The organism is Meiothermus sp. Pnk-1 (assembly GCF_003226535.1).
Lineage (GTDB): Bacteria > Deinococcota > Deinococci > Deinococcales > Thermaceae > Allomeiothermus.
The window spans coordinates 13,395-26,418 of the sequence record NZ_QKOB01000009.1; the positions used below are offsets into that span (position 1 = coordinate 13,395).

The following is a 13,024-nucleotide window of genomic DNA, read 5'->3' on the forward strand; positions in this document are numbered from 1 at the left end:
TATGGTAAGGGGTAGGAGGCTGGGGTGCAAGTGTCTTCAGTGCGGAGTCATCCCGCCATCCACACAGAGGGTCTGCCCGTTGATATACGCGGCTTCTTCCGAGGCCAGGAAAGCCACCGCCGCTGCGACTTCCTCCGGCTTACCAAAGCGGCCTGCGGGGATCTGTTTGAGGTATTCTTGCCGCAGGTTTTCGGGGAGCTTAGCGGTCATGTCCGACTCGATAAACCCGGGCGCCACGGCGTTGACGGTGATTCCTCGGCCAGCGTATTCCTTGGCGACGACCTTGGTAAAGCCGATCAACCCGGCCTTGGCCGCCACGTAGTTGGCCTGGCCGGGGTTGCCCAAGATACCCACCACGCTGGCGATGTTGACGATGCGTCCCCACCTGGCGCGCATCATGATCTTCACCGCCTCGCGGGTGGCGTGGAAGATAGCCGAGAGGTTGGTCTCGATCACCGCGTTCCAGTCTTCGTCCTTCATGCGGATGAGCAGGGTATCGCGGGTGATGCCGGCGTTGTTAACCAGGATGTCTAGCCCTCCCAAGGCGGCGTGAGCCTCGGTGACGAGCTTACCTGCCGTGTGGGGGTCGGATAGGTTAGCCCCCAGCACCACCGCTTGAGGCGCGCCAAGCTCTCTGGCCTCGGCCGCTACGGTTTCCGCGGCTTCCCGGTTGGAGCCGTAATGAATGGCGAGGGCGTGGCCCCGCCGGGCGAATTCCAAAGCGATGGCCTTGCCGATCCCTCGTGACGAACCGGTGACAAGTGCTTTACGCATACCCTCTCCCTAAGGCTTCGGCAATTTCCGCCGGGTTGGTCAGGCTGTTGGCCTCTACCCCCTCGAGCGTCCTTTCGACCAGCCCGGTGAGCACACGCCCCGAGCCAAACTCGAGGAACTTCGCTACCCCATGGGCCTTGAGGCTTTGCAGGATCTCCACCCAGCGTACTGAGTGGGTGATCTGTTCGAGCAGCAGGGTTTTGATGCGCTGCGGATCGGTCTCGGGTTGGGCGCTGACGTTGGAGTAGACCGGGAACTTGGGGGAGGAGAAGGGCACCCCCTCGAGGTCTCGAGCCAGCCGCTCGCGGGCCGGGTGCATCAGGGAGGAGTGAAAGGGCGCCGACACCGGGAGGATCACCGCCCGCGCCCGCCGGGCCTTGAGCCGCTCTACCGCTTGGTTCACCCCCTCCGCCCTTCCCGAGATCACGGTCTGTTCGGGGCTGTTTAGGTTAGCCAGCTCCACCCCTGCTATCCCTGCGATCTCCTCCAGGATGACCTCGAGGGGAACTTTGAGGATGGCGGCCATGGCCCCTTGGCCTAGCGGTACGGCCTCCTGCATGTATTCGCCGCGTTTACGCACCAGCCGCAGGGCATCCTCGAGGGCGAGGGTGCCTGCGGCCGCATGGGCCGTCCACTCCCCCAAAGAATGCCCGGCGGCGTAGGCGGGCTCCGGGCCTTCGGCCTCGCGGTAGGCCTGATAAGCAGCGTACCCTACGGCTAAAAGCGCAGGCTGTTGGTTGGCGGTGAGCTTGAGCTGGTCTTCGGGGCCCTCCCACATCAGCCGGAGGAGCCCGGGAAGGGTAGATTCTGCGCGCTCGAGGGCTTCTCGGGCCGCTTTGGAGCCTTCATAAAGGGCCTTGCCCATGCCGACCTCTTGCGAGCCCTGGCCGGGGAACAGCGCTGCGATCATCGTCCCCCTCCGCCCCACCACGTCAGCACGCTGGCGGCCCAGGTGAGCCCGGCCCCGAAGGTCACGAAGAGGATATGATCACCATCTTGGATCCTTCCGGCGTCGAGGGCCTCCTGCAAGGCGATGGGCATCGAGGCGGTGGAGGTGTTGCCATAGCGGTCCACGTTCACCACCACCCGCTCCCAGGGCAGCCCTAACCGCTCGCGGGCCGCGTCGATGATGCGCAGGTTGGCCTGGTGGGGGATGAAGACCTCGATATCCTCCGGGGTGAGGCCGGCTTTCTCGATGGCCTCGAGGGTAGCAGTGTTCATCACCCGCACCGCGAACTTGAAGACTTCCCGCCCGTTCATGTAGGTGTGCTTGGCCAAAGCAGTACCGTCGGGCAGGCGGGGAGCGATACAGGCCATGGAGAGCTCCTTGGCTCCGTCACCGTCTGCGCCGAGCACGAAGCTCTTGAAGCCGTACCCCGGCGGTACCCGACCTACCACGGCAGCCCCGGCTCCATCGCCGAATAGCACCGCGGTAGAGCGGTCGTTCCAGTCTAGAATCTTGGAAAGAGCCTCCGCCCCGATGGCCAGCACCTTACGGGCCAATCCGGAGTGCACCATGGCGTACGCCTGGGCTAGGGCGTACCCCCAGCCGGGGCAGCCCGCCAGCAGATCGTAAGCCCCGGCTTGCAGGCCGAAGCGGGCTTGTACCAAGGCTGCCGTTGCGGGGAAAAGGGCATCTGGGGTGTTGGTGGCGACGATCACCAGATCCACCTCTTGCAGGGCTTCCCGGCCATGCCGCTGAATGAGATCCTCCACCGCCCGGAAGGCCAGGGTCGAGGTGAATTCGTCATCGGTGGCAAGCCGGCGTTCCTTGATGCCCGTACGGCTCACGATCCATTCATCGGAGGTATCCATGATCGCCTCAAAGTCCTGGTTGGTCATGACTTTGGGGGGAGCGTAGGTGCCGAGGGCGAGGATGCCGATGCCCGAGCGGTTCTCGCTGAGAAAAGGCGTCTCTTGGGCGGATGCGTTCATAGCTCTAAAAAGTATACCGGGCGGCCCTGCCAGCGCCGACCCGGTAAGCTTGAACCCGGTTTAGACTTTTCCCGCCTAGACCATAAAGACACCAGCAAAACCCCCATGAGGGGATTGCCGTTGGAGGCCTTGGCTGTTTTCCGATAAGTTTAGACCTCGAGCACCTTTCTCCCGTCGTAATACCCGCAGCTGCTGCAAACGGTGTGAGGGGGCTTGAGGGTTTTGCACTCGGGGCAGGCCACCAGGGTAGGGGGGGTGAGGGCGTGGTGGCTGCGGCGGCTATCGCGCCGGGCCTTTGAGGTTTTTTTCTTCGGTACAGGGTGCTTGGCCATTGCAGTCCTCCAACTTTACGAGCCCTGGGGCAGCCAGGGCTGCTTCGGGCACACGGCTTGCTAGTATAGCAGACTCGAGGGGTTTTGTCAGACCTCGTCGAGGAGCCGTCTCAAACCAGCCAGCTGGCCGCTTCCGTGGGCTGGCTCATGGCCGCAGTCCAGCACGTTTCGGTTGGCACCACAAACCGGACATAGCCCCTTACAATCCTCCTTGCAGAGCACCGTAAAGGGCATCGCGGTGATGTAGGCTTCACAGAGGAAAGGGGAGAGGTCGAGGTCGGGATGCCCAAAGAGGTATATCTCCTCCTCGTCTTCCTCGATGAGCTCTACCTGATCCCGGCCCGGTTCGTAGCGAAGCATGTGTTGGAAGTAAGCTCGCACCGCAGCCGGGGTGGGCTCGAGACAGCGAGCGCACTCCATCACCACCTTCCCCGCGATCTCGCCCGACAGCCAGAACTCTCCATCCCCCAAGGCGGTGACCGAAGTTTTCCAGAGGGTGCGTCCGTCCAGCTCGAACCTCTCTTCTCCGGCGTGTATAGCCCCTTGCATTTCTCCCCTGCTCTCGGCGGTGCCCCCTTCGCGCAACAACCGGGACAGGTTGATGCTCTGTATCTCGAGAGGATCCATAGCTTTCGAGTCTACTCCCTCGCCCTGCTTTGGGTCAAGAAATGTGTGTAGATATGCATAACTGAATAAAAAAGATCCAGACGGCAAAAACCGAGATTATAGTGGGGGCATGGGTAAGCGGATTGGCGTGCTAGGGGTACCGATGGACCTGGGGGCTGGGCGGCGTGGGGTGGATATGGGGCCCAGCGCGCTGCGGTATGGGCAGCTTCACGAGGCGCTAGAGGCTCTGGGCCATGCCGTGGACGATTACGGCGATATTGATGTGCCGGTGGTGGAGAGCATTCGCTCTGAGCACGGGCGGAATGGCCTGGCCTACCTCGAGACCATCCGTAAGGCCTGCCAAGACACCCTGGAGAAGCTCCTAGAGTTCCCTGCCGATGTCTTCCCCATCGTGCTGGGGGGAGACCACTCGATCGCCATGGGCTCGGTGAGCGGGGCCAGCCGCAGGGAGCGCATCGGAGTGATCTGGGTGGATGCTCACGCCGATTTCAACACCCCTGAGACCTCCCCCAGCGGGAACATCCACGGTATGCCCCTGGCCGCCTTGTGCGGCCTGGGCGACCCCCGCTTGGTCAACCTGGGTTGGGAAGGTCCCAAGGTGCGCCCGGAAGATGTGGTACTTATCGGCGTCCGCAGCCTGGATAAGGGCGAGGTGGCCCTGCTGCGCGAGCGCGGGGTGACGGTATACACCATGAAGGAAATCGATACCCTGGGCATCTCCGCCGTCGCGGGGGCCACTTTGGAAAAGCTTAGGGGCATCTCCAGGATTCACCTCTCCCTGGATGCCGATGTTCTCGACCCCGAGGTAGCCCCTGGAGTGGGCACGCCGGTCAAGGGGGGGCTGACCTACCGCGAAGCGCACCTGCTGATGGAACTGTTGGCCGACGCGGGGGTCGTCACCAGCTTGGACTTGGTGGAGGTCAACCCCATCCTCGACCGGGAGAACCGCACCGCGCAGATGATGGTAGAGCTTGCGAGCAGCCTTCTGGGGAAGAAGATTTATTAGCGGTTTGACCGTAGCCGACCAGGCCGAGGGCCAGGAAGGCTAAGCAGGGGAGGGTTGGGGTTGCGTACGCAAAACGCACGAGAGACCGGCGCGAGCGTTTCCGGTAGAATCCCGTTGTGTTGGTGATCCCTGCCGTGGACATCCAAGGGGGCCGCGCGGTGCGGCTTTTGGGGGGCGACCCCGAGCAACAGACCGTTTACTTTGAAGACCCGCTCGAGGCCGCATTGCACTGGCAAGGCCAGGGGGCGCAGTTCTTGCACTTGGTGGACCTGGACGCGGCCACCGGGAGAGGGGAGAACCGGGCTGTCTTGCGGCGGATTGCCCAACACCTCTCCGTTCCCTTTGAGGTGGGGGGAGGGGTGCGGAGCTTGGAAGCTGCCCGTGAACTGCTTGCTTTGGGGGCCGCGCGGGTGGTGGTAGGTACGCTAGCCGTGAAAGCCCCTGCGCTGCTCGAGGCCATGCTGGCCGAGTTCGGCCCCGAGCGGGTAGCGGTGAGCTTGGATGCCAAGGGCTTGGAGGTAGTCGTCGCAGGATGGGCTGAGGGCACTGCCCAGGACGTGCGGGATCTAGCCAAAACCATGTACCAGATGGGGGTGAAGACCCTCATCTATACCGACGTCCGCCGCGACGGCACGCTGGCGGGGCTCGACCTGGAAATGGTAAAGAGCGTCCGGGCGGCCTGGCCCGGCTTCCTAATCGCGGGCGGGGGAATCGCCAGCGACGCTGACCTCGAGGACCTACACAAGCTGGGGGTGGAGGGTGCCATCACCGGCAAGGCCGTGTACGAGGGGCGGATTGATTTGCGGCGATGGGTGTAAAGGAGTATAGGACGTGCGGCTATTCTAAAACGTTTAGACTAAGGCCATGAAGATCCTCAACTGGCTGACGGTGCTGCTCACCCTGGGGGTGATCGGGACGAGCTATGGCCTATATCGCCTCGAGCCAACCCTGGTGATAGGGACTCCCTGGGGGAGTCTGCACGTGGCCTACCTGCTGGCCGGGGGTTTCGCCGCCGGGGGGTTGGTGATGGGGTTTTTTCTGCTGGCCAACTGGTGGGGTTTTCAGCGCGTTTTGCGCCGCCGGGGAGCGGAATTGCGTAAGTTGAGGGGCGAGCTCGAGGCCTTGCGCCAGGCCCACCCCGAGGAAGTAGTGCGGATCCCGGATCGTCCCGAAGCGCCGTGAAAGGCCATACGCCCTGCGCCGCAGGCCGTACCTCCAAAGACTGCTCGTCGCCGACCGCGTAGTGTGTCGCTATCCCTGCCGTACGACCCCCTGGAGTGTTGGATGATCTGGAAGTTCCGTCCCTGGCCTGCTCGAGCCGAGCTCGAGCCCCTGATGTTCACCTTGGGAATTCCCCCCTTGGCGGCGGCCGTGCTCTATAACCGGGGCTTTCGCGATCCTAAGCTGCTTGACCCCCCCCTGGAGTTGCTGCCGATTAGGGGCTTGGAGGAAGCCGCTGGGCGGGTGATTCAGGCCCTTGAGAGGGGGGAACGCATTCGCATCCACGGCGACTACGATGCCGACGGCCTGACCGGGACCGCGATCCTGCTGGGCGGGCTGGCGCGGCTGGGGGCTAGGGTGCACGCCTTCGTACCTCACCGGCTCCACGAGGGCTACGGGGTGCTGATGGACCGGATCCCCGAGCACCTCGAGGCCTGTGAGCTCTTCATCACCGTGGACTGCGGCATCTCTAACCACGCCGAGCTCAGGAGTTTGGTGGAAAACGGGATCAGCGTGCTCGTCACCGACCACCACTCGCCGGGCGAGGTCCTGCCCCCCGGCCTCATCGTCCATCCGGCCCTGACCCCCGAGCTCCACGGGCTTCCCCACCCGACGGGGGCGGGGGTGGCCTATTTGCTCTTGTGGAAAGTCAGGGAGTTGTTGGGGCTGGCGGCCCCGGTGGAATTCGCCGATCTAGCGGCCATCGGAACCATTGCGGACGTGGCTCCGCTGTTGGGTTTCAACCGGGCGTTGGTTAAAGAGGGGTTGCGTCAGCTGCGCCAATCGGCTCACCTGGGTTTACGTGAGTTGGCTGGCCAGCACTGCAAGGACTACACCGCGGTGGAGGTGGCTTTCCGCATCGCCCCTCGAATCAACGCCGCTTCGCGGCTGGGAGAGGCTGAACTCGCCCTCGAGCTGCTCACTACCGATAATCCCTGGGCCGCTCGACGGTTGGCGGAGGACCTGAATATCCTCAACGCCCGCCGCCAGAGGATCGAGGAGGAGATGCTCAACCGGGTGTTGCCCACCCTTGACCACGCCGCCCCGGCCTACGTAGTGCACGATCCAGAGGGAAATGCAGGGGTGATGGGAATTGTGGCCAGCCGGATCTTGGAGCGGTTTTACAAGCCGGTCTTCATCATCGCCGAGGGAAAGGGCAGCGTGCGCTCGACGCCCGGCATCAGCGCGGTGGGGGCATTGCGGGCCAGCGCTGGCTTCCTCAAGCGCTTTGGTGGGCACGCGCAGGCTGCGGGGTTTGCCATCGCCGAGGAGAACATCCCCCTCTTTCGGGAAGCCGTCTACCGCTACGTGGCCCAGCATCCGGCCCCGATCCCCGAGGTTCACCTGGACGGCAGCCTCAGCGGAGAGGACTTCGCCGAGCTGTACGAGGCTTTGCAGTTCCTCGAGCCTTTGGGTCAAGAAAATCCCGAGCCCCTTTTCTACCTCAGGGGCAAGCCGGAGAGGGTGGCCACGATGGGCGAGGGCCGTCACCTGCGGTTTTACCTGGATGGGATCAAGGTGGTGCGCTGGAAAGACTCGGGCGAGAATCTGCCGCAGGCCGAAGTCGAGCTAGCGGCCAGCCTGACCGTTAACGAATGGCGGGGAGAACGGGCGCTCGAGCTGCGGGCCCTCGCCTACCGCGCTCCACAGCCAGACGAGGCCCCCCCCGACGACGCGGGCTGGGCCAAGCCGGTCGCCTTTCGGAGCGTTTTGCAGGAGGTTGTAGCGGCGAAGTTACCCGTGTATGTGGCCCCCGAGGGAGCAGCCTGGTTCGCCGCTCGAGGGGTTCCAGTGGTCTGCCCAGAGGAAGCCGAAGTGTGGTTCGGCCTCCCGGAGTCGGCGGTTTCCCCCCCCAGCGTCGTACGGGTTGCCCTTTCCGAGAAAGCGCTGAACGGGCTCGTTCCCCAGGTAGGTAAACCCCATTTCCGCAAGGTTGTCGCAGCCTGGGAACGGGGTTTGGCCCCGGGCGAACCCTGGGCCACGGTCTTCCACGAGCTGGGCCTTAGGGATCCGGCTTTGGCGGAGGGCGCCAACCTTTACGCCTCCGCTACCTATCGCTGGCTCAGCTTGCGGGCGGCGTTGGGGCGGCGACTGGCGACGGCTTACCGAATCCGCTCGGTGGAGATGTTGTCCGAGGCCATTGAGCGTTGGTGGGAGCTTGCAGTCAACTTGAAGGAGGGCAGGCGTGTACCGGCGCTTCCGTGAGGCCCACGAGGTCCGTATCCACACCATCCACTACCGGCTATACGGGATGATGTACCTGATTCCCGGCGGGGGCACCGCAGACCTTCTCAACGCCGAGGGGAAAGACTACCTTCCCACCACTGGGGTCTTGCTCTATGAAGCCGGTTACCAACACCCTCCCGACCCCAAAGACCTCAAGGCCAGCGCCGACTTCGTGGCGGTGCAGAAGGGCCATATCCGCTGGCTTGTGGGAGGGCGCCCCGCCACCTTGCGCACTTCGCGGGCCATGGTCGAGCGGCGGCGGCTGGCCCTGCTCTACGCCGGCTATTTCCTTGCGGGGGAGCTCGAGCTTCCCAAAGGGGTCCGGCTCTCGGACTTTCTCTCCACCACTAAGCCCTTTCAGACCCTGTACGACGTAGGGCTCTACCTCCTGCAACCCCGGCGCCCGGTGATTGAGCTCGAGCCTTACGAACGCTTTGAGTTCGTGACGGTAAACCTGGCCCAGGTCGAGGGGGTGCTCGAGGCTCCGGCGGGCTCGCCTGAGGATACCCGGTTGACGCTCTTCGGGTGAGGAAAGAGCGCCTCAGCGGTTAGGGTCGCCGTAGGGGAAGATGGGGTCGCAGTGGGGGTCGCTGCTGGGGGTGATGGCGTTGTCGGCCCTTACGAAGGCGCTGCCCTCGGTTCCGTTGAACCCGCGCACCCACAGCCGGTGAGCGACCGGAGTCACCACGATGGTCTGGGCTTCCACCCCGAGGCGCTGGATCTGCCCGTCGCCGTCGGTATCGGCGGCGATGTAGGAGACGATGTTGTTGTTGCCCAGATCGAAAAACTGCACGTCGCCTAAGTATTTGGCCTCGGGGTCATCGGTGGGAGTCTTCAGGTTGGGGTCATCCTTGGTGACGTAGACCTCGAGCCGGGTCAAAAGCCCGCTCTTGTTGAAGCGGAAGTCAATCAGGGTATCGCGGTTGGTGCAGAATGTCGCTTGGCTTTGAAGGTTGCTGATGACCGGAGGAACCAGCTTGACCTCAACCACCCCACAGCTCGCCAGCAGCGCGCCCACAATGGGAAGCAAGAAGGCTTTTTTCATGCTTCTCAGGCTATGCCTCGAGCGTGAGACGGCCTTAGGCGGGGTGTTAAGTCAGGGTGCGGCTTCTCTCACCCCGCTTTTTCGCAAGTCCAGCACCTCTTTGCGCAGGTTCTGCCGGGCTCTGGCCTCGAAGCGTTGGCGGAAGGGGGCGGTGTGGTAGATGTAGGGGCGCTCGAGGAAACCCATCAAAATCCGCGCTCGCCCCTCTTGGTAGCGTTCCTCGGGCATCCAGGCGTACTCGAGGCGGATGGCCCGGGCGTAAGCGGCGTAGGCCCCGGGCGGGAAACCCAGGACCGCTAGATCCGCGTCGAGCAGCCAGGCGGCGGCCTCGTCGGGGGCCTGGTGGGTCTGGGTCGCCAGGATTAGCCCTCCCACCCGCTCGCCCAGCGCTTCCTCGAGCCCCAGAGCGTTCAGCTGGGTTTGGGCTAGCTCGGCGCTGCGCTTCTCGTTGTCGGTGCGGGCGGGGTCATATACGGCATCGTGAAACCACCCCGCCAACTCGACGGCGGAGCGCTCCGGGATGGCGTATCCCTCTAGCAGAGAAAACAGCACCTCGAGATGGGACAGGTTGTGGTAGGCCCGGTGGATTTCGCTGTAGCGTCGGCAGAGGTCTTCGAACACCCCCCCGGCGGTGCCCTTCGCGAGGCCAAGGGCGTCCATCAGCCGGCGCCACCGCCAGGCCAGCTTGTTACGGATGCGCACAGCCGGGCCTCCTTTGCCCCGAGTGCGGCTAGCCTGAACCCCGCCTACTGGAGCCGGGCCAAGTTGTCGCGGATGCGCTCGAGCTGGGCCCGGTGCTCGGCCAGCCGCTCGCGTTCGGCCTCGACCACCTCGGGCTTGGCCCGCTCCACGAAGCCAGGGTTGGCCAGTTTGCGCTCGGCGCTCTCGACAGCCTTCTCCAGCTCGGCTAGGCGTTTTTTCTGGCGCTCGAGGAAGCCCGATAGGTCCCCCTTCGGTTGCAGGTAGACGGTCACGCTGGGGGTCACCTGGGCAATGGCCTTCTCGGGGGTGCCCAGCGTGGCCTCGGCCCTGGCGAGAAAGCGGAAGAGGGCCAGGTTCTCCATGACCAACCCCGCGCCCGGGCCGTCGAGGTGGATCAAAATCTCCTGCTGGGGGGCTACGCCCAGCTCCGCGCGCAGGTTGCGGGTGGCGGTGATGGCCTCTTGCAGGGTCTCGAAGGCCCGCTCGGCCTCGAGGTCGCGCCCGCCGGGCGTGGGCCACTCTTGCAGGGCGAGTTGCTTGGGGTCGCCGGTCAATGCCTCGTATAGCTCGGAGGTGATGAAGGGCATGATGGGGTGCAGCAGCTTGAGCAGCGTGGCGAGGGTGGTCTCGAGGGCCTGCATCGTGGCCTGGTTGCCCTCGCGCAGCGCGGGTTTGGCCGCCTCGAGGTACCAGTCGCAGAACTCGCTCCAGACCAGCTCGTAGATCAGGCGGGCCGCGCGTCCCAGGTCGTAGGCCTCGTAGGCCTCGGTGATCTCGGCGATGCCCCGGTTGAGGCGGGAGGTCATCCAGCGGTCGGCCAGGGTCAGGTCTTCGCGTTTTGCGTCTTGCGTTTGGCGTATAGCGTCTTTGTTCATCAGCACGAAGCGCGCCGCGTTGTAGAGCTTGTTGGCGAAGTTGCGCCCCTGCTCGTAGCGCCGGGGGTCGTGGCGGATGTCCTGCCCGCCGGTGGCCAGGTAGTCCCAGGCGAAGCGGCAGGCGTCGGCCCCGTACTGGTCGATGAGCTCGAGGGGATCGATGCCGTTGCCCTTACTCTTGGACATCTTCTGGCCCTTGGCGTCGAGGTAGAGGCCATGCAGCACGATGGTGTGGAAGGGGGCTTGGCCGGTGAACTGGTAGCCCGACATCTGCATGCGGGCCACCCAGAAGAAGAGGATGTCGTAGCCCGTCACCAGCACGTCGGTGGGGTAGAACTTCTTCAGGTCCTCCGTATCGTCGGGCCAGCCCAGGGTGGAAAAGGGCCACAGCGCCGAGGAGAACCAGGTGTCGAACACGTCCTCGTCGCGCCTGAGCTTGAGCCCGGCGTAGCGGGGGTCTTGGTCGCAGTCGAGGTCGGGGTTTTCGGGGTCGGGCACGTAGACGTTGCCCTCCTCGTCGTACCAGGCGGGGATTTGGTGGCCCCACCAGATCTGCCGCCCGATGGCCCAGTCGCGGATGTTCAAGAGCCAGTCGCGGTTCACCTTCTCCCAGCGCTCGGGCACCAGGCGCATCTCGCCGCGCTCGAGCCCCTCCAACACCTTCTGGGCCACCGGCTTCATGCGCACGAACCACTGCGTCAGCAGCATGGGCTCGATGGGCTCCTTGGTGCGCTCAGAGAGGGGAAGCTGCACGGTGTGGGTCTCCACGCCCTTGAGGTAGCCCTCCTCCTCGAGCCGCCGGGCCACCTTTTCGCGCGCCTCGAAGCGGTCGAGGCCGCGGAACTCCTCGGGCACCAGCTCGCCCGTCAGCTTGGCGTTCAGGTCGATGACGCTGGGCATCTCCAGGCCGTGTCGCAGGCCGATCTCGAAGTCGGTGGGGTCGTGGGCCGGGGTGATCTTGAGCGCGCCGGTGCCGAACCCGCGCTCCACGGCCTCGTCGGCGATGATCGGAATGAAACGGTCGGTGAGGGGGATGCGCACCCGACGGCCCACCAGGCCTTTATAGCGCTCGTCCTCGGGGTGCACCGCCACCGCCACGTCGGCGAAGATGGTCTCGGGGCGCTGGGTGGCGATTTGAATTCCACCCGGCTCGTCCTCGAAGGGGTACTCGAGCACCCAGAGCTGGCTAGGGCGCTCTTCGCGCTCGACCTCGAGGTCGGAGAGCACCGTCTGCGCCACCGGGTCCCAGTTCACGATGCGCTTGCCGCGGTAGGCCAGCCCCTGGTGGTAGTACTCGATGAAGGCCCGCCGTACCGCGCGGGAGAGGCCAGGGTCCATGGTGAAGCGCTCGCGGCTCCAGTCGCAGCTCGCCCCGATGCGGCGAAGCTGATAAAGGATGGTGCCGCCGTTCTTCTCCTTGAACTCCCACACCCGCTGCAAGAACCTCTCCCGGCCCAGGTCGTGGCGGCTCTTGCCCTCCTTGGCCAGCTCGCGCTCGACCAGCACCTGGGTGGTGATGCCGGCGTGGTCGGTGCCGGGGAGGTAGAGCGCTTCGTAGCCTTGCATGCGCTTGAAGCGGATGATGGTGTCGATGAGGGTGTTGTCCAGCGCGTGCCCTAGGTGCAGGTTGCCGGTCACGTTGGGCGGGGGGATCACGATGGTGAAAGGCCCCTTGCCCTTGCCCGCGTTGAGCTCGGGCCTAAGCGGGTTTTTGGCCCACTCCTCGGCCCAGCGGGGTTCTACTGCGTGTGGATCGTAGGTTTTGGCTAGCTCTGCGTGTTCGGTCATAGCCCCTCCTCGTGGTTGAGCCTCGAGCGCAGCGTCTCGAGCTTGGCCTCCAAATTCCAGTTCGGCCGAACGTCCCCGAGAGGTACGAAGCGCTGGAGATAGGCCAACCCAGCGCCTTCCTCTCCGCTCAGGACAGCCCACTTCCAGGCGTTCGGGGTAGCTGCTGGCGCCTCCAGCCAGAAGAAATACCAGCGCTCCGGCTGGTTTCGCCCGGAAGGTGAGTTCAGGGTCGAGCTTCCCAAAAAGCGGGGGTTCTCCGGCTTTAACCCGGCTTCCTCCCAGCTCTCCCGCACCGCGGCTTGCGCAGGGGTTTCTCCTGGCTCGATGCCGCTTGCGACGACCGACAAACCGGCTTCCAGGCTGGCGTCGCCGTGCTCAAAGACAAGCCCCTCGCTTCGACCCCTGGTGATGTAGCAGACTGCCCGGTTGCGCATACCCCCTCCCAAAGCGAAAACGCCCGCACAGATACCCTGCACGGACGAGGAAACCCCCG

The 13,024-nt window shown here is 64.6% G+C and carries 14 protein-coding genes; 5 read left to right on the plus strand and 9 right to left on the minus strand.

Annotation, left to right across the window (positions count from 1 at the left end):
• Positions 1 to 36 precede the first annotated feature (36 nt).
• The 5 genes from fabG to DNA98_RS12410 all read right to left on the minus strand — a co-directional run bounded on the left by fabG (position 37) and on the right by DNA98_RS12410 (position 3,668).
• On the minus strand, positions 37 to 774 hold the full coding sequence (fabG, locus tag DNA98_RS12390) for a 3-oxoacyl-[acyl-carrier-protein] reductase (protein ID WP_110531168.1): 738 nt from the start codon (positions 772 to 774) through the stop codon (positions 37 to 39).
• Positions 767 to 1,684 carry an ACP S-malonyltransferase gene (gene fabD / locus DNA98_RS12395; protein WP_110531170.1) on the minus strand — a complete coding sequence of 306 codons (918 nt, stop codon included), beginning with the start codon at positions 1,682 to 1,684 and terminating at the stop codon, positions 767 to 769. The genes fabG and fabD overlap by 8 nt, the downstream gene beginning before the upstream one ends.
• Positions 1,681 to 2,709, minus strand: a complete 1,029-nt coding sequence (locus tag DNA98_RS12400; protein WP_110531172.1) for a beta-ketoacyl-ACP synthase III — start codon at positions 2,707 to 2,709, stop codon at positions 1,681 to 1,683. The genes fabD and DNA98_RS12400 overlap by 4 nt, the downstream gene beginning before the upstream one ends.
• Positions 2,710 to 2,858: 149 nt before the next feature.
• Positions 2,859 to 3,041, minus strand: a complete 183-nt coding sequence (gene rpmF / locus DNA98_RS12405; RefSeq protein WP_110531174.1) for a 50S ribosomal protein L32 — start codon at positions 3,039 to 3,041, stop codon at positions 2,859 to 2,861.
• 87 nt (positions 3,042 to 3,128) lie between these two features.
• Positions 3,129 to 3,668, minus strand: coding sequence for a DUF177 domain-containing protein (locus DNA98_RS12410; RefSeq protein WP_110531176.1), 540 nt, complete (start codon positions 3,666 to 3,668; stop codon positions 3,129 to 3,131).
• A 109-nt stretch (positions 3,669 to 3,777) separates the two neighbouring features.
• Between DNA98_RS12410 and rocF the strand changes: the two genes are divergently transcribed.
• From rocF to DNA98_RS12435, 5 genes are all read left to right on the plus strand, one after another.
• Positions 3,778 to 4,674, plus strand: coding sequence for an arginase (rocF, locus tag DNA98_RS12415; RefSeq protein ID WP_110531178.1), 897 nt, complete (start codon positions 3,778 to 3,780; stop codon positions 4,672 to 4,674).
• A gap of 116 nt (positions 4,675 to 4,790) precedes the next feature.
• Positions 4,791 to 5,492, plus strand: coding sequence for a 1-(5-phosphoribosyl)-5-[(5-phosphoribosylamino)methylideneamino]imidazole-4-carboxamide isomerase (gene hisA, locus DNA98_RS12420; protein ID WP_110531180.1), 702 nt, complete (start codon positions 4,791 to 4,793; stop codon positions 5,490 to 5,492).
• A 46-nt stretch (positions 5,493 to 5,538) separates the two neighbouring features.
• Positions 5,539 to 5,856 carry a LapA family protein gene (locus DNA98_RS12425; RefSeq protein ID WP_110531182.1) on the plus strand — a complete coding sequence of 106 codons (318 nt, stop codon included), beginning with the start codon at positions 5,539 to 5,541 and terminating at the stop codon, positions 5,854 to 5,856.
• A 102-nt stretch (positions 5,857 to 5,958) separates the two neighbouring features.
• On the plus strand, positions 5,959 to 8,100 hold the full coding sequence (locus DNA98_RS12430; RefSeq protein WP_110531291.1) for a DHH family phosphoesterase: 2,142 nt from the start codon (positions 5,959 to 5,961) through the stop codon (positions 8,098 to 8,100).
• Entirely contained in the window at positions 8,081 to 8,650 is a 570-nt protein-coding gene (locus DNA98_RS12435; protein WP_110531184.1) for a hypothetical protein, read from the plus strand. Before DNA98_RS12430 ends, DNA98_RS12435 begins: the two co-directional genes overlap by 20 nt.
• A gap of 12 nt (positions 8,651 to 8,662) precedes the next feature.
• Here DNA98_RS12435 and DNA98_RS12440 read toward each other — a convergent pair whose 3' ends face one another.
• From DNA98_RS12440 to DNA98_RS12455, 4 genes are read right to left on the minus strand one after another with little or no spacing between them, the layout of a single operon-like run.
• Complete coding sequence (locus DNA98_RS12440; RefSeq protein WP_110531186.1) at positions 8,663 to 9,166, minus strand: hypothetical protein; 504 nt, start codon at positions 9,164 to 9,166, stop codon at positions 8,663 to 8,665.
• A gap of 51 nt (positions 9,167 to 9,217) precedes the next feature.
• Positions 9,218 to 9,868 (minus strand): hypothetical protein, encoded by a 651-nt coding sequence (locus DNA98_RS12445; RefSeq protein ID WP_110531188.1) that lies wholly within the window; start codon positions 9,866 to 9,868, stop codon positions 9,218 to 9,220.
• A gap of 44 nt (positions 9,869 to 9,912) precedes the next feature.
• Entirely contained in the window at positions 9,913 to 12,531 is a 2,619-nt protein-coding gene (locus DNA98_RS12450) for a valine--tRNA ligase (RefSeq protein ID WP_110531190.1), read from the minus strand.
• Entirely contained in the window at positions 12,528 to 12,965 is a 438-nt protein-coding gene (locus tag DNA98_RS12455; protein WP_110531192.1) for an NUDIX domain-containing protein, read from the minus strand. Before DNA98_RS12455 ends, DNA98_RS12450 begins: the two co-directional genes overlap by 4 nt.
• Between the last annotated feature and the right edge of the window lie 59 nt (positions 12,966 to 13,024).